This is a genomic window from Burkholderia sp. SIMBA_051, from assembly GCF_046534915.1.
Lineage (GTDB): Bacteria > Pseudomonadota > Gammaproteobacteria > Burkholderiales > Burkholderiaceae > Burkholderia > Burkholderia ambifaria.
In genome coordinates this window covers 18,857-42,562 of record NZ_JAWRXS010000015.1, presented here as the reverse complement: position 1 = coordinate 42,562, position 23,706 = coordinate 18,857, and the positions used below count along the sequence as shown (strand labels likewise).

The following is a 23,706-nucleotide window of genomic DNA, read 5'->3' as shown; positions in this document are numbered from 1 at the left end:
CCGAAGCGGGGCTTTTTTACACGAATTAATCGCGCCGAACTTAGACCGGACGGATGTTCGCAGCTTGCAGACCCTTCGGGCCCGTCTTCACTTCGAATTCAACCTTCTGGTTTTCTTGCAGCGTCTTGAAGCCTTCGACGCGGATTTCCGAGAAGTGCGCGAACAGATCGTCGCCGCCGCCTTCCGGGGTAATGAAGCCGAAGCCCTTTGCGTCATTGAACCACTTGACGGTACCGGTTGCCATGTTACTTATTCCTAAAAAGATAAAACGGGGCCGAGGCCCATGGGGTGCGGAAAATCAAGGAAGGGGGTAATAGGACCAACCGGAGTACCGTTGATGGGCGAACTACGAAAGAACCAATTCACTCGCCGCTTGAAATCCTGCAACGTTGTTTATACGGCTAATCGCTCACGCGGTCAACCGGATTTCCATACACTCAGGGTTATTGCGGAGTTCAGGTTTACAAACCTTGCAAGCGACGCGAATTTTTTGTAGGGGACGAACGATTTTGGCGCCATCTTGCAGGTGCAACCGTTAAACTACGCGCCGCTGGAGGGGTTGCCCTGATCGGGTAATCCCTCCCCCCAAAATGACGCGCGCGGCGCTGTCCGAGCCGATCCCGGACAGCTGGCCGACCACGCTTTTTGAGACACAGGAGAGGATGTGAAGAGTTCTATTCAACGGAACATCGGCCCGTTTGCACTGATGCTGACGGGACTGGGTTCGATTATCGGCTCGGGCTGGCTGTTCGGCGCCTGGAAGGCCGCGAAGATCGCCGGTCCGGCGGCGATCTGCGCATGGATCATCGGCGCGGTCGTGATTCTCGCGATTGCGCTGACGTACGCTGAACTGGGCGCGATGTTCCCCGAGTCCGGCGGCATGGTGCGCTATGCGCGCTATTCGCACGGTTCGCTGGTGGGCTTCATCAGCGCATGGGCGAACTGGATCGCGATCGTCTCGGTGATCCCGATCGAGGCGGAAGCGTCGATCCAGTACATGAGCACGTGGCCGTATCCATGGGCGCACGCGTTGTTCGTGAACGGCGAGTTGACGACACCAGGCCTGCTGCTGTCGGCCGTGCTGGTCGTGATCTATTTCATGCTGAACTACTGGGGCGTCAAGGCGTTCGCGCGGGCGAACACCGCGATCACGATCTTCAAGTTCCTGATCCCCGGCCTCACGATCCTCGGCCTGATGCTGGCGAGCTTCCACTCGGAGAACCTCGGCACCGCATCGAACGCGAGCTTCGCGCCGTACGGCTGGTCGGCCGTGCTGACCGCGGTCTCGACGAGCGGCATCGTGTTCGCGTTCAACGGCTTCCAGAGCCCGGTGAACCTGGCCGGCGAAGCGCGCGATCCGTCGCGCAGCGTGCCGTTCGCGGTGATCACGTCGATCCTGCTCGCACTCGTGATCTATGTGCTGCTGCAGATGGCGTACATCGGCTCGGTGAATCCGGTCGACGTCGCGAAGGGCTGGGAGCACTTCAACTTCTCGTCGCCGTTCGCGGAACTCGCGATCGCGCTGAACCTGAACTGGCTCGCGATCCTGCTGTATGTCGACGCGTTCGTCAGCCCGAGCGGTACCGGCACGACCTACATGGCGACGACCACCCGGATGATCTACGCGATGGAGCGCAACAACACGATGCCGAAGATGTTCGGCAACGTGCACCCGATCTACGGCGTGCCGCGCCAGGCGATGTGGTTCAACCTGCTCGTGTCGTTCGTCTTCCTGTTCTTCTTCCGCGGCTGGAGCTCGCTCGCGGCGGTGATCTCGGTGGCGACGGTGATTTCGTACCTGACCGGCCCGATCAGCCTGATGGCGCTGCGCCGCGCGGCGACCGACATCGAGCGTCCGCTGTCGATTCCGCTGATGAAGCTGATCGCACCGTTCGCGTTCGTCTGCGCGTCGCTGATCCTGTACTGGGCGAAGTGGCCGCTGACCGGCGAAATCATCCTGCTGATGATCGTCGCGCTGCCGGTGTACTTCTTCTTCCAGGCCAAGTCCGGGTGGAGCGGCTGGGGCGCCGACCTGAAGGCCGCATGGTGGCTGGTCGCGTACCTGCCGACGATGGCCGTGCTGTCGCTGATCGGCAGCAAGGAATTCGGCGGCCATGGTCTGATGCCGTACGGCTGGGACATGGTGATCGTCGCGGCGATCTCGCTGGTGTTCTACTTCTGGGGCGTGAACACGGGCTACCGGACCCAATATCTCGACGAGCGCGAAGCGCATGACGAGATCCTCGAAGGGGTCGGTGTCTGACGCCTGACCTGCCACCGGAATCGGCGGTGGCGGAAAGCGCATAAAAGCCCGTCCGAGCGATGCTCGGGCGGGCTTTTTGTTTGGGGCGCGCCGGTTGTGCCGGTTCCGTTGGACTCAGGCGGCCGCGCTCGAGAACACGTAGTTCGTCATCGCGAGCACGCGTTGATACGTGCCGAGCGACTGGATGCCGAGCCGGTAGTTGTCGTCGGCCGCACCCAGCGCGGTGAAAACCGGCAGCAGGTGCTCGTCGGTCGGATGCATGAGCACCGCGTGCGGCGCCTGGCGGCGATAGTCGAGCAGCGCGTCGACATCGCGCGCGGCGAGCTTCGCCTCGAACCAGTCGGTGAACTCCGCGACGCGCGGGTCCGCATCCTCGGGCGCCGCGCCGAAATCCGCGGCGCGCAGGTTGTGCGTGATCTGGCCCGAGCCGATCACCATCACGCCTTCGTCGCGTAGCGGCCGCAGCGCGCGACCGAGCGCGAAGTGATGGGCGGCGTCCGCGCGCGGCTGGATCGACAGTTGCGCGACGGGCACGTCGGCCTCCGGGAACATCAGCAGCATCGGCACCCACGCGCCGTGGTCGAGGCCGTGCTCGGTCGTCGCGGTCGCGATGCCGGCCGCGTTCAGCAGCGCGGCCGCCCGTTCGGCGACCTCGGGCGCGCCCGGTGCCGGATAGCGGATTTCGTACAGGGCACGCGGGAAGCCATGGAAGTCGTGGATCGTTTCCGGATGCGCGGCCACGCTCGCGACCGGCTGCTGCGTGCCCCAGTGTGCGGACAGCATCAGTACCGCGCGCGGGCGCGGCAATTCGGCGCCGAGCTGCGTGAACGCGCCGGACGGCAGTGTCGGGTCGATCGGCAGCGTCGGCGCGCCGTGGGACAGGTAAAGCGAAGGCAAGCGGTTCATGGTGGGGAGCCTGCAAAAGGGTTTGCCTGTGACTATAGGCGCGCACCACGCATTGATAAATCGGCCGCGAGGAATTTAATTGAATCTTGCTGGTTGTTAATGCGGGTGCTTCCGCGTGCGCGAGGGTAGGCGGGAGCTTGGAATGACCGGATCGAGCTGGAAGCCGGCTGAATCGGCGAAGATGCGTGAGGAACGGCGCAGAAGCGCCAAGTCGAGCAGCTCACTGTGCGGGCCGGATCCCGGCCCATGGCGTCGTCATCGGCGTACTGAGCGCGAACAGGTCGAGGACGCGCGTGACGGTCTGGTCGACGAGTTCCTCGATCGTCTTCGGCATCGCGTAGAACGCGGGCAGCGGCGGGAACACGATGCCGCCCATTTCGGTCACGGCGGTCATGTTGCGCAGATGCGCGAGGTTGAACGGCGTTTCACGCACCATCAGCACGAGACGGCGGCGTTCCTTCAGCGTGACGTCGGCCGCGCGCGTGATCAGGTTGTCCGACAGCCCGTGCGCGACGCTTGCAAGCGTCTTCATCGAGCAGGGTGCGATCACCATTCCGTCGGTCGCGAACGAGCCCGACGCGATCGTCGCGCCGACATCGCGCACCGAATGCACGACATCCGCACGGCTTTCGACCTCGGCCTTCGTCAGCTTCAGTTCATGCTGGATATTGAGCCAGCCGGCGTTCGAAACGAGCAGATGCGTTTCGACGCCGCCGGCGGCGCGCAGCAATTCGAGCAGCCGCACGCCGTAGACCGCGCCGGTGGCGCCGGTGATCGCGACGATCAGCCGGCGTGGCGGCGCGCTGGGAGATGCCATCGGGAAGGGGACGTTACGCGGCGGCGAACAGTTGCTGCAGTTCGCCCGACTGGTACATCTCCATCATGATGTCCGAGCCGCCGACGAATTCACCCTTCACGTACAGCTGCGGGATGGTCGGCCAGTTCGAGAATTCCTTGATGCCCTGGCGGATTTCGTCGTCTTCCAGCACGTTGACCGTCTTGAACTGGTCGACGCCGCAGGCTTTCAGCACCTGCACGGCGCGGCCCGAGAAGCCGCACATCGGGAATTGCGCGTTGCCCTTCATGAAGAGCACGACCTGGTTTTCGTCGACGATTTGCTTGATACGTTGTTGGGTGTCCATGACTGACCTTGCGTTTGCGGGGCGTTAGATCGAAATGATAGCGGATTTCAACCGGGCGAGCCGGGCATCAGCCGGGCCGGCGGCCGCCGGTCGTGCGTTCGATCGCGGCCAGATCGGCGAGCGATTCGACTGCGACGAAGCCGCGCGACACGAGTAGCGCGCGCACGGCTTCGGCCTGGTCGTAGCCATGCTCGATCCAGAGCGTGCCGCCCGGTTTCAGGAAAGCGCCGGCGCCTGCGACGATCGTGCGGATCGCGTTCAGGCCGTCGGCGTCGTCGGTGAGCGCGCCGCGCGGCTCGAAACGCAGGTCGCCCTGCGCGAGGTGCGGATCGTGCTGCGCGATGTACGGCGGGTTGCTGACGATCGTGTCGAACGCGAGCGCCGGGTCGAGCGCGGCGTACCAGTCGCTCTGCAGCCAGTGCGGCGGGCCGCCGGGACGGCGCGCGTCGAGCAGCTTGTCCGCGTTGCGCCGTGCGACGTCGAGCGCGGCCGGCGACCGGTCGAGCGCCCATACGCGTGCGTCGGGCCGTTCCGCGGCGATCGACACGGCGATCGCGCCGCTGCCAGTGCCGAGATCGAGCACGGCCGGATGCGGCCGACCGTCGATCGCGTCGAGCGCGGCTTCGACGAGCAGTTCGGTTTCCGGGCGCGGAATCAGCACGTCGGGCGTCACATCGAACGGCCGTCCGAAGAATTCGCGCATCCCGACGAGCTGCGCGACCGGCTCGCCGGCCACGCGGCGCGCTTCGAGCGCGTGGTAGCGCTCGATCGACGCGGGCTCGAGCGGGGTGTCGCCGCGCGTGATCAGCTGCGTGCGGGTCCAGCCGAGCGCGTACGCGAGCAGCACGCGCGCATCGACCGCGTCGAGCGGCGACGCGCGCAGCAGATCGTCGGCGGTGGTGTCGGGCATCGCGGCCTCAGTCGGTGTCGCCGAGCGACGCGAGCAGTTCGGCCTGGTGCTCGGTCACGAGCGCGCCGATCAGTTCGTCGAGATCGCCATCCATCAGCGCCTCGAGCCGGTACAGCGTCAGGTTGATCCGGTGGTCGGTCATCCGGCCTTGCGGAAAGTTGTACGTGCGGATCCGTTCCGAGCGGTCGCCCGAGCCGATCAGGCTCTTGCGCGTCGCCGCTTCCTTTGCGTGCTGCTCGTGATACTGCTTGTCCTTGATGCGCGCGGCGAGCACCTTCAGCGCGCGGTCCTTGTTCTTGTGCTGCGAACGGTCGTCCTGGCACTCGACGACGATCCCGGTCGGGATGTGCGTGACGCGCACCGCCGAATCGGTCTTGTTGATGTGCTGGCCGCCAGCGCCGGACGCGCGGAACGTGTCGATCCGCAGGTCGGCCGGATTGATCTCGACCTCGCCGATCTCGTCGGCTTCCGGCATCACCGCGACCGTGCAGGCGGACGTGTGGATGCGCCCCTGCGTTTCGGTGGCCGGCACGCGTTGCACGCGATGGCCGCCCGACTCGAACTTCAGGCGCGAGTACGCGCCCTGGCCGGCGATTCGCACGATCACTTCCTTGTAGCCGCCGAGATCCGATGCGCTTTCCGACATCATCTCGACCTGCCAGCGCTGGCGTTCCGCGAAGCGCAGGTACATGCGCAGCAGATCGCCCGCGAACAGTGCCGATTCGTCGCCGCCGGCGCCCGCGCGGATTTCGAGGAAGATGTTGCGATCGTCGTTGGGGTCCTTCGGCAGCAGCATCTTCTGCAATTCGGCTTCGAGACGGACCATGCGCTCACGTGCGCTGCGGATTTCGTCTTCGGCGAAATCGCGCATCGATGCATCGGCGAGCAATTCCTGTGCGGCCGTCTCGTCGTTGCGCGACTGGCGCCACAGCGCGTACTGCTCGACGACCGGGCCGAGTTCCGCGTGTTCGCGCGTGAGCCTGCGGTACTGGTCGAGGTCGGCCGTGACGTTTTCACGGCTCAACAGGTCGTTCAGTTCGGCCAGCCGCGTAGACAGCTGGTCGAGCTTGCGTTGCATGCTCGTCTTCATGGTGTGGAGCGGCGCTCCCGGGCAAAAGGGGTATTCGGAAAGGATAGGCCGGCTCGCGGCCGGCGGCAGGGCAACCGGGCGGCGCTAGTGGCCGGACTGGTCGTTCGAGCGCGGCGCGTGCTGGTAGAAGCCGCGCATCAGGTCGATGAGCGAATCGCGATCGGCGCCGTTGACGCGGTTGAGCGCGCTCGTCGGGCCGTGGATCAGCTTGTTGGTGAGCGCCTGCGACAGCGCTTCGAGGACAGCGGCCGGATCGTCGCCGCGTGCGAGCAGCTTCTGCGCTTTCTCGACTTCCGCCCGGCGCAGCGCGTCGGCCTGCGTATGCATGTGACGAATCACCGGCACGACGCTGCGCGTGTCGAGCCATTGCATGAAATTCTGGACCCGCGTCTCGATGATCGTCTCGGCCTGCGCGACCGCGGCCTGGCGCGATGCGTTGCCTTCGCGCACGATCGCGCCGAGATCGTCGACGGTGTAGAGGAATACGTCCTTCAGCTTGCCGACTTCGGGCTCGATGTCGCGCGGCACCGCGAGGTCGACCATGAAGATCGGCCGGTGGCGGCGCGCTTTCACCGCGCGCTCGACCGCGCCGAGGCCGATGATCGGCAGCGTCGACGCGGTGCACGACACGATGATGTCGAACTCGTGCATCCGCGTGGGCAGGTCCGACAGCGGCATCGCGCGGCCGTTGAAGCGTTCGGCGAGCCGCTGGCCGCGTTCGGCCGTACGGTTCGCGATCACGAGCTCGCGCGGGCTCTGCGCGGCGAAGTGCGTCGCGCACAGCTCGATCATCTCGCCGGCGCCGATGAACAGCACGCGCTGATCCGACACCGTTTCGAAGATGCGCTGCGCGAGACGGACCGCGGCGGCGGCCATCGACACCGATTGCGCGCCGATCTCGGTCGTGCCGCGCACTTCCTTCGCGACGGCGAACGTGCGCTGGAACAACTGGTTCAGATAGGTGCCGAGTGCGCCGGCTTCCGTCGCGGTGCGTACCGCGTCCTTCATCTGGCCCAGAATCTGCGTTTCGCCGAGCACCATCGAATCGAGGCCCGACGCGACGCGGAATGCGTGCCGGACGGCTTCCGACTGCGGCAACGCGTAGACGTGCGGTGCGAGTTCGTCGACCGGAATCCGGTGGTACTCCGACAACCAGCGAATCGCCCCCTCGCGTGCGGCCCGATCGTCGGTCGCGCAATAGAGTTCGGTGCGGTTGCAGGTGGAGAGGATCGCCGCTTCCGGCGCATTGGGCGCGTGCGGGCCGAGGAACACGTTCTTGAACGTGACGAGAGCCGGCTTGATTTGCTCGAGCGGAAACGCCACGCGTTCGCGCAGAGCGACAGGCGCAGTGTGGTGGTTGATTCCGATCGTGAGGAGTTGCATATCGCGGGCTATCGTTTAGCCCCATATTATAGCGTTTCGGCGATTTCCTCACTCGCGGCATACCGGGCATCAGCGTGGCGTGGCCTCGAATTTGGGGGCTCGATCGGCACGCGGTCGAGCTGATAGCCGTAGCCGTAGAGCGGCAGAAGCCGGTAGCCGTGCTCCGGAAGCAGCTGCAGCTTGCTGCGCAGCCGGGACGCGTGGGTGTCGAGCGTGCGCGACTTCATGTCGCGCCGGCGCGCCCAGACGGTTTCGAGGATATGGGCGCGCGACACGGGCCGCGACAGATTCGCGAACAGCAGCTGCGCGAAGCGGAACTCCTTCGGCGTGAGTGCGACGACCGCGTCGCCGAAGCGCACGAGGCTGTGGGTCGCGTCGAATGCGTATTCTCCGAACATTTCTCGGGAGCGATTCGGCGGTCGCCGGACGCCGGCGCGCCGGCTCAGCGCATTGACCCGTGCAAGCAGCTCGGGCCCGCTCACCGGGCGCACGAGGCAGTCGTCGGCGCCCGCGTGCAGGCACGACACGACCTCGCTTTCGCGCGGCAACTGCATGACGGCGATGGCCGGCAGCCCGGGCAGGATCGCCTGCGCGCGCGGAATGACTTCCTCCGCGGGCTGATCGCCGGCCCAGTTGCCGGTGATCAGCATGTCGCAGGTATCGGTGGCGAGCCACTCGAAGAATGCCGCGCTGGACGGAAACGCGTGGCACACATGACCGCCGGCGAAGAGCAGGCGGTTCAGGAGCGCAGCATGACGTGCCTCCGGCTCGATCAGGGCGATTCGCATGAGGATTTCTTCAATACGGCTGCCGGTGCGCGCTTGCCATAACGTCGGGTCGGCCCCTACACTCGAATGTTCGCGGCGCCCGGCTGATCTCGGGTTCGATGGATGAATCGATGCTAGCCGCTGGCAACGTTCACGCCTATGGGACGAATCTGAATTTATAGAAGGCGTCGAATGAACTGGTTTGGAATCCTTGTCCTGGGAGCGGCCGTCGGGCTGTTCGGCCGGTGGCTGCATCCGATGCGGCGCACGGGCCGGCCGGCATGGTGGATCGTGGTGCTGGTCGGCATCGCGGGGGCCGCCGCCGCGCGCATGGCCGGCAACCTCTCTGGACTGTTTTACGATGGCGAAACGCTCGAATGGCCGGTCTGCACCGGCGTCGCGTTCCTCGCCGTAGCCGTGACGGTCGCCCTGTCGGCCCGTCGCGAAAGCGCTCAGGTGAAATCATGAATGCCCGTCTCCCCGAAGTCTCGCCGGTGCCGGCCCGCCTCGCGCTGCTGCGCGGCGCGATGGTCCGCGAGGATCTGGCCGCCTATCTCGTGCCGTCCGCCGATCCGCACCTGTCCGAGTACCTGCCCGAGCGCTGGCAGGCGCGCCGCTGGCTGTCCGGTTTCACGGGCTCGGTCGGCACGCTGGTCGTGACCGCGGATTTCGCGGGCTTGTGGGTCGACAGCCGTTACTGGGTCCAGGCCGAGGCCGAACTCGCCGGCACGGGCGTCCAGCTGATGAAGATGACGGGCGGGCAGCAGAGCGCGCCCCACGTCGACTGGCTCGCGCAGAACGTGCCGGCCGGGGCGACGGTCGGCGTCGACGGCGCCGTGCTCGGCGTCACGGCGGCGCGCGCGCTGACGGCCGCGCTGAGCGCGCGCGGCATCGCGCTGCGCACCGATCTCGACCTGCTCGACGCGATCTGGCCGGAGCGCCCGGGGCTGCCGGGCGACGCGGTGTTCGAGCACCTGGCGCCGCAGGCCGACACGACGCGCGCGAGCAAGCTCGCCGAAGTGCGCCGCGCGATGCACGCGCAGGGCGCGCAATGGCATTTCGTGTCGACGCTCGACGATCTCGCGTGGCTGTTCAACCTGCGCGGCGCCGACGTCAACTTCAATCCCGTGTTCGTCGCGCACGCGCTGATCGGTGCCGATCGCGCGACGCTGTTCGTCGCCGACGGCAAGGTGTCGCCGGCGCTGGCCGCGTCGCTCGCGCGGGACGGCGTCGAGGTCCGTGCGTACGACGCCGTGCGCGCGTCGCTCGCGGCGCTGCCCGACGGCGCGACGCTGCTGATCGATCCGCGCCGCGTGACGTTCGGCACGCTCGAGGCCGTGCCGGCCGGCGTGAACCTGATCGAGGCGGTGAACCCGTCGACGTTCGCGAAGTCGCGCAAGACATCCGCCGAGATCGAGCACGTGCGCGTGACGATGGAGCACGACGGCGCCGCGCTTGCCGAATTCTTCGCGTGGTTCGAGCAGGCGGTGAACCGCGAGACCATCACCGAGCTGACGATCGACGAGCAACTCACGGCCGCGCGCGCACGGCGCCCCGGCTACGTGTCGCCGAGCTTCGCCACCATCGCAGGCTTCAATGCGAATGGCGCGATGCCGCACTATCGCGCAACGCCCGAGTCGCACGCGACGATCGCCGGCGACGGCCTGCTGCTCGTCGATTCGGGCGGCCAGTACACCACCGGCACCACCGACATCACGCGCGTCGTGCCGGTCGGCACGCTCAGCGACCTGCAGCGACGCGATTTCACGATCGTGCTCAGGTCGATGATGGCGCTGTCGCGCGCACGCTTTCCGCGCGGCATCCGCTCGCCGATGCTCGATGCGATCGCGCGCGCGCCGATGTGGGCGGCCGGGCTCGACTACGGCCACGGCACCGGCCACGGCGTCGGCTACTTCCTGAACGTGCACGAGGGCCCGCAGGTCATCTCGCACTACGCGCCGGCCGAGCCGTACACGGCGATGGAAGAGGGAATGATCACGTCGATCGAGCCGGGCGTATACCGGCCCGGCAAGTGGGGCATCCGGATCGAGAACCTGGTCGTGAACCGCGCGGGCGGGCAGACCGAGTTCGGCGACTTCCTCGCGTTCGAGACGCTCACGTTGTGCCCGATCGACACGCGCTGCGTGCTCGTCGAGATGCTGCATGAAGAAGAGCGCGCGTGGCTGAACGCGTATCACGCGACCGTCCGCGAGCGTGTCGGCCGGCACGTGAGCGGCGACGCGAAGGCGTGGCTCGACGCGCGCACGCAGCCGATCTGACGCAACACGCGAAACCGGCCGCACGACGGCCGGACCATGACCGAGAGGGCAACCGATGGCAGACACCGCAGTGATCGTGATCGACATGCAGCGCGGGCTGGTGCAGCGGGCGCGGCCCGCGTACCGGCTCGACGACGTCGTATCGGGCATCAACCGGCTGACGGCAGCGGCGCGCGCGGCCAACGCGCCCGTGTGCTTCGTGCAGCACGACGGCGATGCGGACGACGACATCGTGCCCGGCACGCCCGGCTGGGAACTGCACGAGTCGTTGATCGTCGGAGGCGCCGACTGGCGCATCCGCAAGCAGGTGAGCGATTCGTTCCACGACACGCCGCTCGCCGCACAGCTCGACGGCCACGGTGTCCGTTCGGTGCTGATCTGCGGCTATGCGACCGAGTTCTGCGTCGATTCGGCCGCCCGCCGCGCGGCACTGCTCGGCTACCGGACGACCGTCGTCTCCGATCTGCACACGACGAACGAGCGCACGCACCTGTCGGCCGCGCAGATCGTCGCGCATCATCACTTCGTGTGGGAAAACAATACGCTGTCGGGCAACGCGGTGCGCCCGCGCCCGCTCGCGGACGTGCTTGCAACGGAGTTCGCATGACGATCAAGGCCGTGGTGTTCGATTTCGGCGGCGTGCTGATCGACTGGAGCCCCGACTATCTGTACCGGCAACTGATTCCGGACGAAACCGAGCGCCGCTGGTTCCTCACGCACGTGTGCGCGATGGACTGGGTGATCCGCCAGGACGGCGGGCAGACGATCGATGAGGGAACGAGCGAGCTCGTCACGAAGTTTCCGGAGCACGAGGCGCTGATCCGCGCGTTCTACGCACGCTGGCACGAGATGATCGGCGGCGTGCTCGACGAAGGCGCCGCGCTCGTCGACCGCCTCGACGCGCAGGGGATGCCGCTCTTCGGGTTGACCAACTGGTCCGCGCAGACCTTTCCGTATGCATGGGACAACTTCCCGGTGCTGCGGCGCTTCAAGGACATCGTCGTGTCGGGCCGTGTGAAGCTCGTGAAACCCGATCCGGCGATCTATCGCGAAATGCACGCGCGGATCGATCCGCATCTGCCGGGCATCGCGCCGCACGAGCTCGTGTTCATCGACGACAACGCGAACAACGCGGCGGCCGCGACGGCGCTCGGCTGGCATGGCATTCATCACACGAGCGCGGCCGCGACCGAGGCGCGCCTGCGTGAACTGGGCGCGCTCGCGTAGGGCGGCCGAACGGCAGCCGGATAAAAAAAGCGGGCCAGCGGCCCGCTTTTTCGTTTTGCCGATCCGGCGGCGGCCGCTTTCGGCATCCGGCCCCGCGTCGCCGCAGTGCCGGATGCCCGGGCCGCGCCGTTCAGCGGCTGATCGGCTTGTAGCGCAGGCGCTTCGGCTTCGCGGCTTCCTCGCCGAGGCGTGCACGCTTGTCGGCTTCGTATTCCTGGTAGTTGCCGTCGAAGAACGTGACCTGCGAATCGCCTTCGAACGCGAGGATGTGCGTCGCGATCCGGTCGAGGAACCAGCGATCGTGCGAGATCACCATCACCGAGCCCGCGAACTCGAGCAGCGCGTCTTCCAGCGCGCGCAGCGTTTCGACGTCGAGGTCGTTCGACGGTTCGTCGAGCAGCAGCACGTTGCCGCCGGAGATCAGGGTCTTCGCGAGGTGCAGGCGGCCGCGTTCGCCGCCGGACAGGTTGCCGACGATCTTCTGCTGGTCGCCGCCCTTGAAGTTGAAGCGGCCGATGTACGCACGCGACGGCGTTTCGTACTTGCCGACCGTCAGCACGTCGGCGCCGCCCGAGATTTCCTCGAACACCGTCTTCGAGCCATCGAGCGCGTCGCGGCTCTGGTCGACGTATGCGAGCTTCACGGTCGGGCCCATCACGACTTCGCCCGAATCCGGCTGTTCCTTGCCGGTCAGCATCCGGAACAGCGTCGACTTGCCGGCGCCGTTCGGGCCGATGATGCCGACGATCGCACCGGCGGGGATCTTCAGGTTCAGGTTGTCGATCAGCAGGCGATCGCCGAACGCCTTGCTGACGTTCTTGAACTCGATCACTTCATTGCCGAGGCGGTCGCCGACCGGAATGAAGATTTCCTGCGTTTCGTTGCGCTTCTGGTATTCCTGGCTGTTCAGCTCCTCGAAGCGCGCGATACGCGCCTTCGACTTCGCCTGGCGGCCCTTCGGGTTCTGGCGCACCCACTCCAGTTCCTTCTTGATCGCCTTCTGGCGCGCCGATTCCGATGCTTCTTCCTGCTTCAGGCGCTCTTCCTTCTGGTCGAGCCAGCTGCTGTAGTTGCCCTTCCACGGAATGCCGTGGCCGCGGTCGAGTTCGAGAATCCACTCGGCTGCGTTGTCGAGGAAGTAGCGATCGTGCGTGACGGCGACGACGGTGCCCGGGAAGCGCACCAGGAACTGCTCGAGCCAGTCGACCGATTCGGCGTCGAGGTGGTTGGTCGGCTCGTCGAGCAGCAGCATGTCCGGCTTCTCGAGCAGCAGCTTGCACAGCGCGACGCGGCGCTTTTCGCCGCCCGACAGGTGCTCGATCTTCGCGTCCCACGCCGGCAGGCGCAGCGCGTCGGCGGCCACTTCGAGCTGCTGCTCCGGGCTGCCGCCGTCGCTCGACGCGAGGATCGCTTCGTATTTCGCCTGCTCGGCCGCGAGCGCGTCGAAGTCGGCGTCCGGCTCCGCGTACGCGGCGTAGATTTCCTCGAGCTTCTTGTTCGCCTGGAAGAGGTCGCCGAGGCCTTCCTCGACGGCTTCGCGCACCGTCTTCGTCGGGTCGAGCTGCGGTTCCTGCGGCAGGTAGCCGATGTTCAGGTTCGGCATCGGCGTCGCTTCGCCTTCGATGTCCTTGTCGACGCCCGCCATGATGCGGATCAGCGTCGATTTGCCCGAGCCGTTCAGGCCGAGCACGCCGATCTTCGCGCCGGGAAAGAACGACAGCGAGATGTCCTTCAGGATCTGGCGCTTGGGCGGCACGATCTTGCCGACCCGGTTCATCGTGAAAACGTATTGGGCCATTTGGGTGTGAAAGTCAGAATGGGTTGAGACTGCCTCGCGGCGCATGGGCCTGCGGTGCGTCGGGTGATTCGGTACGGAGCGTGCCGCGCGGGGCGCGGCGGTGTCGCCGCGGGTTGGCGGCGCGAGCGCGTATTGTACTTCGCCGCCGGCTGCCGCTGGCACCGCGCCGGCCATTCGGCCGACCCGCGTTCACAGCCACGCGGCCACGCCGCCGTGCCCCGAACAGGTGCCGCGCCGATGGCGGCTGAAGCTGTACGTGCCGTCGCGGCAGCGCGCGCTCGCGCCCTCGGGCACGCGGCCCGATTTCGAATGGGCCGGCGCATGGACGGTGTCGCCGTCGCGATTGCGGTACGTGTCGTGCCGGTCGAGGTCGGCTTCGTTGCTGTAGCCGGGCGACGCGCGATACGCGTGCGCCGCAGGTGGCACGGCAGCGCACGCGGCGAACAGTGCGGCGGACAGGGTCGCGATGCGCATCGCGCGGCGGAGCTGGGCAGGCATGGTCTCTCTCCGGATGTTGTTATCTGCTGTCGATCCCGGGCCGCATGTTAGCCGATCGGCCGAAGATCGGTGCCGCTGCGCCGAGGTGCGGCGACGCTACGCGGCGCCGGTCATCGAGGCCGCGCCGTCGGCTTGCGCGGCCTCGAGAATCCAGCGGCGGAACGCCGCGACTTTCGTACGTTCCGCATGATGCGGCGGGTAGACGAGGTAGTACGCGAAGTCGTCGAGCCACGCGATGTCGGCAAGCTGCACGAGCCGGCCGCTCGCGAGCTCGTTGCGCACCATCGCCGCCGGCAGTAGGCCCGCGCCCTGGCCGGCGAGAATCGCCTGCAGCAACAGGCCGGAATCGTCGAACGCGGGGCCGCGCGGCGGACCGAAATCGTCGATCCGCTGCGCGTCGAACCAGATGTGCCAGCCCTTGCGCTCGGCGTCGTGCAGATGCGGCCATCCGGCCAGGTCGGCGGGCGTGGCCGGCATGCCCAGCCGCGCGACGAGTGCCGGTGCCGCCAGCGCGACGATCTCCACCGTCAGCAGCCGTTCGCTGCACAAGCCGATGTAACGGCCGAGACCGTGGCGGATCGCGACGTCGACGCCGTCGCGCGAGAAATCGGCGAGTGCATGGCTCGTGACGATCTGCAGGTCGATGTCCGGGCACGCGTCGCGGAACTGCGCGAGGCGCGGCACGAGCCACGCGGACGCGAAAAACGGCGTGACGCTCACCGTCAGCACGCCGCTGTCGGCGGCCCCCGACACGCGCTGCGACGCGTCGGCGATTTGCCGGAACGCGTTGCGCACGGGGGGCAGGTAGTCGCGGCCCGCGGCGGTCAGCAGAATGCCGCGATTCACGCGCTCGAACAGCTGCACGCCGAGGTGGTGCTCGAGCGTGCGGATCATCTGGCTCACCGCGCCGGGTGTGACCGACAGCTCTTGCGCCGCGGATTTCACCGACAGGTGGCGGGCCGCCGCCTCGAACGCACGCAGCGCGTTGAGGGGCGGCAGGCGGGAACGGTTCATTCAGTTTTTCTAAAGCGAAAGGCCGATGAAATATCGTTTGAGGCAATGGATGCGCGCGAGTACCGTTGTCGCATCGGATCGCATTCGTCGCGACTGACTTGCGGCGACCGATGCGATCAACATAGTTCAACTATATCCATCAGGCAATTCGGGTGCCGCGCGGCGTCCGGCGGAACCCGGGAGGAGTATCGTCATGAGCGGCCCGCGCGCATCGCGCGTCTTCTACGGCTGGTATGTGGTGGCGGCCGCGTTCGCCGTCACGTTCGTCGGCTTCGGCAGTGCGTACACGTTCAGCGCGTTCGTCGAATCGCTGCAGCGGGATTTCGCTGCGTCGCGCGGGCAGATCTCGCTCGTGTTCTCGCTGGCCGGCTTCCTGTATTTCGGCTTCGGCATCGTCAGCGGCCCGCTTGCCGATCGCTTCGGCTCCCGACGGCTCGCCGTCGCCGGCATGTTGCTGACGGCCGCCGGTCTCGCCGCAGCCGGTGCCGCGCATACGCTGTTGCAGGTCTATGTCGCGTACGGGCTCGGTGTCGGCTTCGGCGTCGGCTGCGCGTATGTGCCGGCCGTCGGTGCCGTGCAACGCTGGTTCGTGCGGCGGCGCGGCTTCGCGTCGGGGCTCGCGGTCGCAGGGATCGGCGTCGGCACGCTGGTGATGCCGCCGCTCGCGTCCGCGCTGATCGCGCACGTCGGCTGGCGAGGCGCGTATGTCACGTTGGCGGCGATCGCGGTGGTGGTGGGCGCGGGCATGTCGCTGCTGATCGAGAACGACCCGCGCGGGCGCGGCTTGCTGCCCGACGGCGATGTGGCGCGTACGCAACCGGGCGATGCGCTGCCCGGTGCCGCGTCATCGGTTCCGGCCGGCGCGACCGTGCGCGAGGCCGTCGCGTCGCGGCCGTTCGCGAGCCTCTACGCGGCGTGTCTCGTGTGCTCGTTCGGCGTCTTCGTGCCGTTCGTGCACCTCGTGCCGTACGCGCTCGATCATGGCGTCGCGCCGTCGACGGCCGTGCTGCTGCTCGGCGCGATCGGCGTCGGCAGCACGGCAGGGCGCTTCTTCCTCGGCGGCCTTGCCGATCGCTTCGGCCGCCGCGCGTCGCTGCTCGCGATGTTCGCGGGCATGGCCGTCGCGCTCGTTGCGTGGGCCGGTGCCGGAAGCGTCGCGACGCTCGCCGCGTTCGCACTCGTGTTCGGCGTGTTCTACGGCGGCTGGGTCGCCGTGCTGCCCGCCGTCGTGATGGACTACTTCGGCGGCCGCAACGTGAGCGCGATCATCGGCGTGCTGTACACGAGCGTTGCGTTCGGCACGCTGATCGGGCCCGCCGCGGCCGGTTTCATCTACGACGCGGGCGGCGGCTATCTCGTGCCGATCCTGGCCAGCGCGGCCGCCAATGCGATCGCGTTCGCGATCGTCGCCACCACCGGGCGCGCGCCGCTGACGGTGCGCGCGGCCGGCCGCTAGGCACGCGTCGCCGGCCGCGCGGCCACGCGCTTGCGGCTAGGCGTCATCCACGATTTCCGCTACGGTGTGCGGGGCGTCGATCATCGACGGAAGGAGGCGCATCGTGACATTCGACGAAGTGCGACGGATCGCGCTGGCATGGCGCGGTGTCGAGGAGGGCACGTCGTACGGCACGCCCGCGCTCAAGGTGAAGGGCAAGATGCTCGCGCGCTTGCGCGACGACGGTGACACGCTCGTCGTGAAGGGCGTCGGCCCCGACGAGCGCGCGTGGCTGATCGAATCGGAGCCCGACGTCTATTACGTGACGGACCACTACGCGGGCTGGCCCATCGTCCTGGTGCGCCTGTCGGCCGCGCATCCCGACGCCGTGAAAAATCTCCTTTTGCGAGAATGGCAGGCGATCGCGCCGGCCAAATGGCGGGACGAAGAGTCACGCGGCGAGAACTGAGCATCCGGCGCGGCGCCAGTGCGGCGAACGAACCTCTTCGACGGAACGGGTCCGCGGCCCGATTTGCCGGCGCGCCAAACGGACGCCCAACCGGACCAACCGTTGCATCGATTCACATCGATGCAACAAGTGGTTCCATCGAAATTCTTCAATTGGTTCTTAGTGAAGAACCGTTTGATGCTTACACTCGTTCGCTTCGAAGGCGGCTGACCGACAGCCGACGGAAAGGGCGCACGCGATGCGCCGGCATCCCCGAGTGCCGCATCGCACCTGCAGCTTCGCAGACTGCGTCGCGCACCGACCGAACCAGGCTCGATCCGGCTTTCTGCCCGCATGCCGCGCACGCGCGGCGGGCTGCCCGGTTCAACAACGACAACTCCCCGCGCCGCCTTCACGAGACCCCCGGTCGTACCGGAACCGTTTTTTGGAGAGAGACATATGAGTGGAAGCAACACAGGCCTCGGCACGGGCCTGAAGCAGCGTCACGTGACGATGATGTCGATTGCCGGCGTCATCGGCGCGGGCTTGTTCGTCGGCTCCGGCCACGCGATCGCCGAGGCCGGCCCGGCTTCGATCCTCGCGTATGCGATCGCGGGCGTGCTGGTCGTGCTGGTGATGCGTATGCTTGGCGAGATGGCCGTCGCGCATCCGGACAGCGGTTCGTTCTCGACCTATGCCGATCGCGCGATCGGCCACTGGGCAGGCTTCACCATCGGCTGGCTGTACTGGTGGTTCTGGGTGCTCGTGATCCCGATCGAGGCGACGGCCGCCGCGACCATTCTCAATGCGTGGTTCCCCGGCGTCGCGACCTGGATCTTCGCGCTCGGCATCACGCTGCTGCTGACGATCACCAATCTCTTCTCGGTCAAGAACTACGGCGAATTCGAATTCTGGTTCGCGCTGATCAAGGTCGTCGCGATCGTCGTGTTCCTGTGCATCGGCGGTGCGGCGATCGTCGGCATCGTTCCTGCGCCGGCCGTGTCGGGCGTGTCGAACCTGTTCGCGCATGACGGCTTCATGCCGCACGGCGCCGGCGCGGTGCTCGCGGCGATGCTGACGACGATGTTCTCGTTCCTCGGCACCGAGATCGTGACGATCGCGGCCGCCGAATCGGATAACCCGCAACGCCAGATCGTGCGTGCGACGAACTCGGTGATCTGGCGCATCACGCTGTTCTATCTCGGCTCGATCCTCGTCGTCGCGGCCATCGTGCCGTGGAACGATCCGCTGCTGCCGAAGCACGGTTCGTATCAGCGCGCGATGGAGCTGATCGGCGTGCCGAACGCGAAGGCGATCATCGACGTGATCGTGCTCGTGTCGGTCGCGAGCTGCCTGAATTCCGCGCTGTACACCGCGTCGCGGATGCTGTTCTCGCTGTCCAGGCGCAAGGACGCGCCCGCATTCCTGCACCGCACCGATTCGACCGGCACGCCGCGTGCGGCCGTGCTCGCATCGACGGCGTTCGGTTTCCTGACCGTGATCGCCAACTACCTGATGCCGGAACAGGTGTTCGGCTTCCTGCTGGCGACGTCGGGTGCGATCGCGCTGCTCGTGTATCTCGTGATCGCGATCTCGCAGCTGCGGATGCGCAAGACGCTCGAATCGGGCGGCGCCGACCTGCCGCTGCGGATGTGGCTGTTCCCGTGGCTCACGTGGGCGGTGATCCTGTTCATTTGCGGTACGCTGACCGTGATGTTCGTCAGCGAGGAACACCGGATGGAAGTGGGGGCGACGGCCGTGCTGGCGCTGATCGTGCTGTTTGCTGCATGGCTGAACAAGCGGGGGCGTGATGCGCGGGTCAGTGAAGGGCGGCGCGTGTCGGCGATGTAATGACGACGTGATCGAGCGGCGGCTGCGCTGAGCATCTGCTGCCTTCCGGCGCGGGAATTCCCGTCGTGAAAATGGCCCGATCGGCGTGTGCCGCTCGGGCCATTTGTCTTTCACGAGTAAGCAAATGCGCTTGCCCCTGGCGATGCAAGGCGTTCCGCAACATGGCGCGTCATCGACATCTCGACTCACAAAAATCGAACTCGTCTGATTTCATCGACAACGGCAACTTCATACATTGTTCGCTTCGACAACCGAAGTGAACGATGAAGTCGACTCGCGATTAGCGGTCATGCCGGGAGGGTGACAGATGGCGAATGAGAGCATGCGATTGAGTGAAACGGGCTGGGCCGAGCTGCGTCGCCGGGAAAGCGCGGTGATGGCTTACTACAACGATCAGGCGAACAACTGCACTTATGGTGTCGGGACGCTTGCTCATACCGGGCCCTGCACCCCGGAAGAATTGCGCAGGCCGGTTACGACGACGCAGGTGAATGCGCAACTTGCAGCCCGTGTTAGACGGGCAGAGGCCGCCGTGCGACGACATGTTTCAACTCGGCAATTGACGCAGGCGCAATTCGATGAGCTCGTCAGCTATACATACAATGCCGGTAATACAGGCGCGCTGGCTGCGCTGCGTTCGGCGAATCAGAGCGATGATGCGGGCGTGGTGTCACACATGAGTCAGCTCGTCTGGATTCTTCCGCGAGACGAGAACGGGCGTCGCCTGGCGCCCGTCCGTTCGAACGGCCTTGTCAATCGGCGTCGGCTCAAAGCGGCGCCGTTTCAGCCACAACAGAGGGCACAGTGAGACGGGCCATGATCGCTTTTTTCGTGCTGGTGTCGACGAATGTATTTGCCGGTCCGACGCCAGCCGACGAGATAGCAGCGCGCAGTGGTTTGCCGGCAAGCGAGGTCAATGCGTTGCTCAGCGACTGCGATTCGAATCAGACGAGCATGAATTTCTGTGCATGGCGCGATCAACTCGTCGCCGAGCGGGAATTGCAGCGCGTCGTCGATAAACAGGCGGGCGAGCAACCGCGGCGCAAGAAGGCGCTCGACGCGCAGATTGCGAAGTGGAAGAGGGCGCGCGACGCATCATGCGAAAAATCGACGCGTCACGCATGGGGTGACGGGTCAATGCGTCCTGCAGCACGGGCGATCTGTGCAACGGAGGCGACGAAGAAAATGACGAAAAGATTGTCCGCGAGCGCCTCCCGCAAACCTTCGTAAACCAATGCGGAATAAAAAAAGGCCCGCTACTTCTGCGGGCCTTTCCGGGGTGCCGTGACACTGCGAGAAGCAGTGTTTGTCGATGTATCAGACGTTGAACAGGAAGTTCATCACATCCCCGTCGTGCACAACATATTCCTTCCCTTCCGCGCGCATCTTGCCGGCTTCCTTCGCACCCTGTTCGCCCTTGTAGGAAACGAAGTCGTCGAACGCGATCGTCTGCGCGCGAATGAAGCCGCGCTCGAAGTCGGTGTGGATCACGCCGGCCGCTTGCGGCGCCGTGTCGCCGATGTGGATCGTCCACGCGCGCACTTCCTTCACGCCCGCGGTGAAGTAGGTCTGCAGGCCAAGCAGCTTGAAGCCCGCACGAATCACGCGGTCGAGGCCCGGCTCTTCCATGCCCATGTCGGCGAGGAACGCTTCCTTGTCCGCATCGTCGAGATCGGCGATTTCCGCCTCGATCGCCGCGCACACCGCGACCACCGGCGAATTCTCGCTTTCCGCGTACTTGCGCACCGCGTCGAGGTGCGGGTTGTTCTCGAAGCCGTCGTCCTTCACGTTCGCGACGTACATCGCCGGCTTCGCGGTGATCAGGCAGAACGGCTTGAGCAGCGCCTGCTCTTCGTCCGACAGATCGAGGCCGCGCACGGCCTTGCCCTGGTCGAGGTGCGCGCGCACCTTCTCGAGCACCGCGGCGAGCTTCACCGCTTCCTTGTCGTTGCCCGACTTCGCGGCCTTCGAGTAGCGCGTGAGCGCCTTCTCGACGGTGGCGAGGTCGGCGAGCGCGAGCTCGGTGTTGATCACTTCGATGTCGTCGATCGGGCTGACCTTGCCGGCGACGTGGATGACGTTGTCGTCCTCGAAGCAGCGCACGACGTGCGTGATCGCATCGGTTTCGCGGATGTTCGCGAGGAACTGGTTGCCGAGGCCTTCACCCTTGCTCGCGCCCGCGACGAGGCCGGCGATGTCGACGAATTCGACGACGGCCGGCACGACGCGCTCGGGCTTCACGATTTCGGACAGCGCCTTCAGGCGCGTGTCGGGCACTTCGACGATGCCGACGTTCGGCTCGATCGTGCAGAACGGGTAGTTCTCGGCGGCGATGCCGGCCTTGGTCAGCGCATTGAACAGGGTGGACTTGCCGACGTTGGGCAAGCCGACGATGCCGCATTTGAGGCTCATGGAATCCTTCGGACCGGTGAGGCGGCGCGGCCGGACAAAGCGCGGCGGCGCGGGAAAAATAGGGACGGCCGGCGCCTGGGGCGCGGCGGGCCGATGTTCGAAGCCGCTATTGTACCGTGCCGACGCCCCGGTTTCCGGCCTTCCCCCGAACGCCCGATGCGTCGGGCCGCCGCGCCGCCGGGCCAGGCCGCGATTCTGCTGATTTCCCGCAAAGTCCGGCCGCGTAAGGGATTGGCCCCGCGGCTATAATGCCCGCCATGACTGCCCACCACACCTTCGACGTCGCCGTGGTCGGCGGCGGGCTCGTCGGCAAGACGGCCGCGCTCGCGCTGACCCAGTCCGGCTACAAGACCGCCTTGCTCGCCCAGCCGGCGGCGCCGCGCCCCGCCGATCTCGCGTTCGACACGCGCATCTACGCGCTGTCGTCCAGCTCGCAGGCATTGCTGGAGCGGCTGCGGGTCTGGCAGGCGCTCGACCATGGCCGGCTCGCGCCGGTCTACGACATGCGGGTGTACGGCGACGCGCATGCGGAACTGCATTTCTCCGCCTACCAGGCGTCCGTACCGCAGCTTGCGTGGATCGCCGAATCGTCGCTGATCGAGACGTCGCTCGACGCCGCGCTGCGGTTCCAGCCGAACCTCACGTGGTTCGATGCGCGCGCACAAGGTTTCGACGTGCGCGACGACGCGGCCGTGCTCACGCTGTCGTCGGGGCAAGTGCTCGAAGCGGATCTCGTGGTCGGCGCGGACGGCGCGCATTCCTGGGTGCGCTCCCAGATGGGGGCGAGGATCGAGCGGCGCGATTACCGGCAGACGGGCGTCGTCGCGAACTTCAAGGCATCGCTCCCGCACCGCGAGACCGCCACCCAATGGTTCCGCGATGGCGAAATCATCGCGCTGCTGCCGCTGCCGGATGGTCACGTGTCGCTCGTGTGGTCCGCGCACACCGCGCACGCGGACGAACTGCTCGCGCTCGATCCCGCGCAACTCGCGGCCGAAGTCGAGCGCGTGTCGCACGGGCAGCTCGGCACGCTCGAATGCGTGACGCCGGCCGCCGGTTTCCCGCTCGCGCTGCAGACCGTCGACAAGCTGATCGCCCCGCGCGTCGCGCTCGTCGGCGATGCCGCACACCTGATCCACCCGCTCGCGGGGCAGGGGATGAATCTCGGCTTGCGCGACGTCGCGGCGCTCGCCGATGCGATCGCGAACAAGGAATCCTTCCGCAACCTCGGCGATACGGTGCTGCTGCGCCGCTACGAGCGTTCGCGCCGCGAGGACATCCGCGCGCTGATGGTCGCGACCGACGGGCTGCAGCGGCTGTTCGCGGTGCCCGGCTCGTTCGCGAAGGCGGTGCGCAATGCGGGCATGGCGTTCGTCGGCGCGCAGCCGCTCGTGAAGCGCTGGCTCGTGTCGGCCGCGCTCGGCTGATCGAACCTTCGCGCGCCCGGCCTGTCGGACAGGGCTCCGTTACGGCGTACACTGTGACGTGCACTCCGATTGAGCTGAAGGAACAACAGGATGAAAAAAACGATCCGCATCGCGTCGCTGGCGCTGGCCGTCACGATGGCGACGCTCGGCTGCACCGCGCAGGCCGACCAGACCACCGACAAGTTGAAAGCCACGCTGCAAGCGCGTCTGGGCAGCGACGCGCCGATCAAGAGCGTGTCGAAATCGCCGGTCGCGGGCCTGTATGAAGTCAACCTCGGCACGCAGATCATCTATAGCGATGCAGCCGGCGACTACGTGCTGCTCGGCGATCTCGTCGATACCAAGACGCACAAGAACCTGACCGACGCGCGCCTGTCCGACCTGAACAAGATCGACTTCGCGAGCCTGCCGCTCGCGAACGCGATCAAGGTGGTCAAGGGGAACGGCGCACGCAAGATCGCGGTGTTCTCCGATCCGAACTGCCCGTACTGCAAGCGGCTCGAGACGACGCTTCAGTCGGTCGACAACGTGACCGTCTACACGTTCCTCTACCCGGTGCTGTCGCCCGATTCGACCACGAAGTCGAAGGCGATCTGGTGCGCGACCGACCGCGCGAAAAGCTGGGAAGGCTGGATGCTCGAGCATCGCGCGCCGTCCGGCGCCGGCAACTGCGATACGAGCGCGCTCGACAAGAACCTCGCGCTCGGCCGCGGGATGAACGTGACGGGCACGCCGACGATCTTCCTGCCCGACGGCCGTCGCCTGCCGGGCGCGGTGTCGGCCGATCAGTTGAACCAGGCGCTCGCGTCGAGCAAGTAACCGACCGGCACGCCGGGCCGCATGGCCCGGCCAGCGA

Annotated in this window: 24 protein-coding genes; 12 read left to right on the top strand and 12 right to left on the bottom strand. The window is 66.6% G+C overall.

From position 1 onward, the window contains the following. Positions 1 to 40: 40 nt before the first annotated feature. Positions 41 to 244, bottom strand: a complete 204-nt coding sequence (locus SB771_RS29560; RefSeq protein WP_006477070.1) for a cold-shock protein — start codon at positions 242 to 244, stop codon at positions 41 to 43. A gap of 420 nt (positions 245 to 664) precedes the next feature. On the opposite strand from SB771_RS29560, the gene SB771_RS29555 reads away from it, so the two are divergent. Beyond that, positions 665 to 2,263 (top strand): APC family permease, encoded by a 1,599-nt coding sequence (locus SB771_RS29555; protein ID WP_011655847.1) that lies wholly within the window; start codon positions 665 to 667, stop codon positions 2,261 to 2,263. 114 nt (positions 2,264 to 2,377) lie between these two features. On the opposite strand, the gene SB771_RS29550 is transcribed toward SB771_RS29555, so the two are convergent. The 7 genes from SB771_RS29550 to SB771_RS29520 all read right to left on the bottom strand — a co-directional run bounded on the left by SB771_RS29550 (position 2,378) and on the right by SB771_RS29520 (position 8,482). After that, entirely contained in the window at positions 2,378 to 3,169 is a 792-nt protein-coding gene (locus SB771_RS29550; protein ID WP_175661928.1) for a DODA-type extradiol aromatic ring-opening family dioxygenase, read from the bottom strand. A gap of 220 nt (positions 3,170 to 3,389) precedes the next feature. Then, positions 3,390 to 3,986: a UbiX family flavin prenyltransferase gene (locus tag SB771_RS29545; RefSeq protein ID WP_175661929.1), complete on the bottom strand. Its 597-nt coding sequence runs from the start codon at positions 3,984 to 3,986 to the stop codon at positions 3,390 to 3,392. Between the two features lie 13 nt (positions 3,987 to 3,999). After that, the gene (gene grxD, locus SB771_RS29540) at positions 4,000 to 4,311 is read right to left on the bottom strand and encodes a Grx4 family monothiol glutaredoxin (protein WP_006753626.1); all 312 of its coding nucleotides are present in this window, start codon (positions 4,309 to 4,311) and stop codon (positions 4,000 to 4,002) included. Between the two features lie 67 nt (positions 4,312 to 4,378). Beyond that, positions 4,379 to 5,221, bottom strand: coding sequence for a peptide chain release factor N(5)-glutamine methyltransferase (gene prmC, locus SB771_RS29535; protein ID WP_175661930.1), 843 nt, complete (start codon positions 5,219 to 5,221; stop codon positions 4,379 to 4,381). A 7-nt stretch (positions 5,222 to 5,228) separates the two neighbouring features. Next, positions 5,229 to 6,311 carry a peptide chain release factor 1 gene (gene prfA, locus SB771_RS29530; RefSeq protein WP_006755622.1) on the bottom strand — a complete coding sequence of 361 codons (1,083 nt, stop codon included), beginning with the start codon at positions 6,309 to 6,311 and terminating at the stop codon, positions 5,229 to 5,231. A gap of 84 nt (positions 6,312 to 6,395) precedes the next feature. After that, positions 6,396 to 7,694, bottom strand: coding sequence for a glutamyl-tRNA reductase (gene hemA, locus SB771_RS29525; RefSeq protein WP_012362992.1), 1,299 nt, complete (start codon positions 7,692 to 7,694; stop codon positions 6,396 to 6,398). A gap of 26 nt (positions 7,695 to 7,720) precedes the next feature. Further along, entirely contained in the window at positions 7,721 to 8,482 is a 762-nt protein-coding gene (locus SB771_RS29520; RefSeq protein ID WP_011655852.1) for a response regulator transcription factor, read from the bottom strand. Positions 8,483 to 8,653: 171 nt separating this feature from the next. Here SB771_RS29520 and SB771_RS29515 point away from each other — a divergent pair, with 171 nt between their 5' ends. Genes SB771_RS29515 through SB771_RS29500 form a run of 4 tightly spaced genes read left to right on the top strand, consistent with a single transcriptional unit; the run spans position 8,654 to position 11,967 of the window. After that, a complete protein-coding gene (locus SB771_RS29515; protein WP_006755625.1) occupies positions 8,654 to 8,929 on the top strand; it encodes a hypothetical protein in 276 nt (91 codons plus the stop codon). Further along, entirely contained in the window at positions 8,926 to 10,740 is a 1,815-nt protein-coding gene (locus SB771_RS29510; protein WP_175661931.1) for an aminopeptidase P family protein, read from the top strand. Before SB771_RS29515 ends, SB771_RS29510 begins: the two co-directional genes overlap by 4 nt. Positions 10,741 to 10,795: 55 nt before the next feature. Further along, positions 10,796 to 11,347 (top strand): cysteine hydrolase family protein, encoded by a 552-nt coding sequence (locus SB771_RS29505; RefSeq protein WP_175661932.1) that lies wholly within the window; start codon positions 10,796 to 10,798, stop codon positions 11,345 to 11,347. After that, positions 11,344 to 11,967 (top strand): HAD family hydrolase, encoded by a 624-nt coding sequence (locus SB771_RS29500; RefSeq protein ID WP_175661933.1) that lies wholly within the window; start codon positions 11,344 to 11,346, stop codon positions 11,965 to 11,967. Before SB771_RS29505 ends, SB771_RS29500 begins: the two co-directional genes overlap by 4 nt. A gap of 130 nt (positions 11,968 to 12,097) precedes the next feature. Here the strand turns inward: SB771_RS29500 and ettA are convergent, their stop codons facing one another. From ettA to gcvA, 3 genes are all read right to left on the bottom strand, one after another. Continuing rightward, positions 12,098 to 13,765 carry an energy-dependent translational throttle protein EttA gene (ettA, locus tag SB771_RS29495; RefSeq protein ID WP_006752677.1) on the bottom strand — a complete coding sequence of 556 codons (1,668 nt, stop codon included), beginning with the start codon at positions 13,763 to 13,765 and terminating at the stop codon, positions 12,098 to 12,100. Between the two features lie 189 nt (positions 13,766 to 13,954). Then, positions 13,955 to 14,263 (bottom strand): DUF3761 domain-containing protein, encoded by a 309-nt coding sequence (locus tag SB771_RS29490; protein ID WP_105834590.1) that lies wholly within the window; start codon positions 14,261 to 14,263, stop codon positions 13,955 to 13,957. Between the two features lie 96 nt (positions 14,264 to 14,359). After that, positions 14,360 to 15,277, bottom strand: coding sequence for a transcriptional regulator GcvA (gcvA, locus tag SB771_RS29485; protein WP_105834589.1), 918 nt, complete (start codon positions 15,275 to 15,277; stop codon positions 14,360 to 14,362). Between the two features lie 193 nt (positions 15,278 to 15,470). Between gcvA and SB771_RS29480 the strand changes: the two genes are divergently transcribed. The 5 genes from SB771_RS29480 to SB771_RS29460 all read left to right on the top strand — a co-directional run bounded on the left by SB771_RS29480 (position 15,471) and on the right by SB771_RS29460 (position 20,241). Then, positions 15,471 to 16,733, top strand: a complete 1,263-nt coding sequence (locus tag SB771_RS29480) for an MFS transporter (RefSeq protein WP_105834588.1) — start codon at positions 15,471 to 15,473, stop codon at positions 16,731 to 16,733. A gap of 103 nt (positions 16,734 to 16,836) precedes the next feature. Next, positions 16,837 to 17,181 (top strand): MmcQ/YjbR family DNA-binding protein, encoded by a 345-nt coding sequence (locus SB771_RS29475; RefSeq protein WP_175661935.1) that lies wholly within the window; start codon positions 16,837 to 16,839, stop codon positions 17,179 to 17,181. A gap of 438 nt (positions 17,182 to 17,619) precedes the next feature. Beyond that, the gene (gabP, locus tag SB771_RS29470; RefSeq protein WP_175661936.1) at positions 17,620 to 19,011 is read left to right on the top strand and encodes a GABA permease; all 1,392 of its coding nucleotides are present in this window, start codon (positions 17,620 to 17,622) and stop codon (positions 19,009 to 19,011) included. 307 nt (positions 19,012 to 19,318) lie between these two features. Further along, a complete protein-coding gene (locus tag SB771_RS29465) occupies positions 19,319 to 19,819 on the top strand; it encodes a glycoside hydrolase family protein (RefSeq protein WP_410721837.1) in 501 nt (166 codons plus the stop codon). 8 nt (positions 19,820 to 19,827) lie between these two features. Next, positions 19,828 to 20,241, top strand: a complete 414-nt coding sequence (locus SB771_RS29460) for a lysozyme inhibitor LprI family protein (protein WP_175661938.1) — start codon at positions 19,828 to 19,830, stop codon at positions 20,239 to 20,241. 87 nt (positions 20,242 to 20,328) lie between these two features. Here the strand turns inward: SB771_RS29460 and ychF are convergent, their stop codons facing one another. Beyond that, positions 20,329 to 21,423: a redox-regulated ATPase YchF gene (gene ychF / locus SB771_RS29455; RefSeq protein ID WP_011655864.1), complete on the bottom strand. Its 1,095-nt coding sequence runs from the start codon at positions 21,421 to 21,423 to the stop codon at positions 20,329 to 20,331. Between the two features lie 248 nt (positions 21,424 to 21,671). On the opposite strand from ychF, the gene SB771_RS29450 reads away from it, so the two are divergent. Further along, the gene (locus SB771_RS29450) at positions 21,672 to 22,850 is read left to right on the top strand and encodes a UbiH/UbiF family hydroxylase (protein ID WP_011655865.1); all 1,179 of its coding nucleotides are present in this window, start codon (positions 21,672 to 21,674) and stop codon (positions 22,848 to 22,850) included. A gap of 90 nt (positions 22,851 to 22,940) precedes the next feature. After that, a complete protein-coding gene (locus SB771_RS29445; protein ID WP_012363004.1) occupies positions 22,941 to 23,669 on the top strand; it encodes a DsbC family protein in 729 nt (242 codons plus the stop codon). The last annotated feature ends 37 nt before the right edge of the window (positions 23,670 to 23,706 follow it).

Excerpts from the sequence above, each read along its gene's own strand:
- SB771_RS29520 (WP_011655852.1), bottom strand. The coding sequence starts at position 8,482 with ATGCGAATCGCCCTGATCGAGCCGGAGGCACGTCATGCTGCGCTCCTG.
- prmC (WP_175661930.1), bottom strand. The coding sequence starts at position 5,221 with ATGCCCGACACCACCGCCGACGATCTGCTGCGCGCGTCGCCGCTCGAC.
- gabP (WP_175661936.1), top strand. The coding sequence starts at position 17,620 with ATGAGTGGAAGCAACACAGGCCTCGGCACGGGCCTGAAGCAGCGTCAC.
- SB771_RS29560 (WP_006477070.1), bottom strand. The coding sequence starts at position 244 with ATGGCAACCGGTACCGTCAAGTGGTTCAATGACGCAAAGGGCTTCGGC.
- ychF (WP_011655864.1), bottom strand. The coding sequence starts at position 21,423 with ATGAGCCTCAAATGCGGCATCGTCGGCTTGCCCAACGTCGGCAAGTCC.
- prfA (WP_006755622.1), bottom strand. The coding sequence starts at position 6,311 with ATGAAGACGAGCATGCAACGCAAGCTCGACCAGCTGTCTACGCGGCTG.
- gcvA (WP_105834589.1), bottom strand. The coding sequence starts at position 15,277 with ATGAACCGTTCCCGCCTGCCGCCCCTCAACGCGCTGCGTGCGTTCGAG.
- SB771_RS29510 (WP_175661931.1), top strand. The coding sequence starts at position 8,926 with ATGAATGCCCGTCTCCCCGAAGTCTCGCCGGTGCCGGCCCGCCTCGCG.
- SB771_RS29545 (WP_175661929.1), bottom strand. The coding sequence starts at position 3,986 with ATGGCATCTCCCAGCGCGCCGCCACGCCGGCTGATCGTCGCGATCACC.
- SB771_RS29445 (WP_012363004.1), top strand. The coding sequence starts at position 22,941 with ATGAAAAAAACGATCCGCATCGCGTCGCTGGCGCTGGCCGTCACGATG.
- SB771_RS29515 (WP_006755625.1), top strand. The coding sequence starts at position 8,654 with ATGAACTGGTTTGGAATCCTTGTCCTGGGAGCGGCCGTCGGGCTGTTC.
- SB771_RS29490 (WP_105834590.1), bottom strand. The coding sequence starts at position 14,263 with ATGCCTGCCCAGCTCCGCCGCGCGATGCGCATCGCGACCCTGTCCGCC.
- SB771_RS29450 (WP_011655865.1), top strand. The coding sequence starts at position 21,672 with ATGCCCGCCATGACTGCCCACCACACCTTCGACGTCGCCGTGGTCGGC.
- ettA (WP_006752677.1), bottom strand. The coding sequence starts at position 13,765 with ATGGCCCAATACGTTTTCACGATGAACCGGGTCGGCAAGATCGTGCCG.
- hemA (WP_012362992.1), bottom strand. The coding sequence starts at position 7,694 with ATGCAACTCCTCACGATCGGAATCAACCACCACACTGCGCCTGTCGCT.
- SB771_RS29500 (WP_175661933.1), top strand. The coding sequence starts at position 11,344 with ATGACGATCAAGGCCGTGGTGTTCGATTTCGGCGGCGTGCTGATCGAC.
- SB771_RS29480 (WP_105834588.1), top strand. The coding sequence starts at position 15,471 with ATGAGCGGCCCGCGCGCATCGCGCGTCTTCTACGGCTGGTATGTGGTG.
- SB771_RS29460 (WP_175661938.1), top strand. The coding sequence starts at position 19,828 with ATGATCGCTTTTTTCGTGCTGGTGTCGACGAATGTATTTGCCGGTCCG.
- SB771_RS29465 (WP_410721837.1), top strand. The coding sequence starts at position 19,319 with ATGGCGAATGAGAGCATGCGATTGAGTGAAACGGGCTGGGCCGAGCTG.
- grxD (WP_006753626.1), bottom strand. The coding sequence starts at position 4,311 with ATGGACACCCAACAACGTATCAAGCAAATCGTCGACGAAAACCAGGTC.
- SB771_RS29505 (WP_175661932.1), top strand. The coding sequence starts at position 10,796 with ATGGCAGACACCGCAGTGATCGTGATCGACATGCAGCGCGGGCTGGTG.
- SB771_RS29550 (WP_175661928.1), bottom strand. The coding sequence starts at position 3,169 with ATGAACCGCTTGCCTTCGCTTTACCTGTCCCACGGCGCGCCGACGCTG.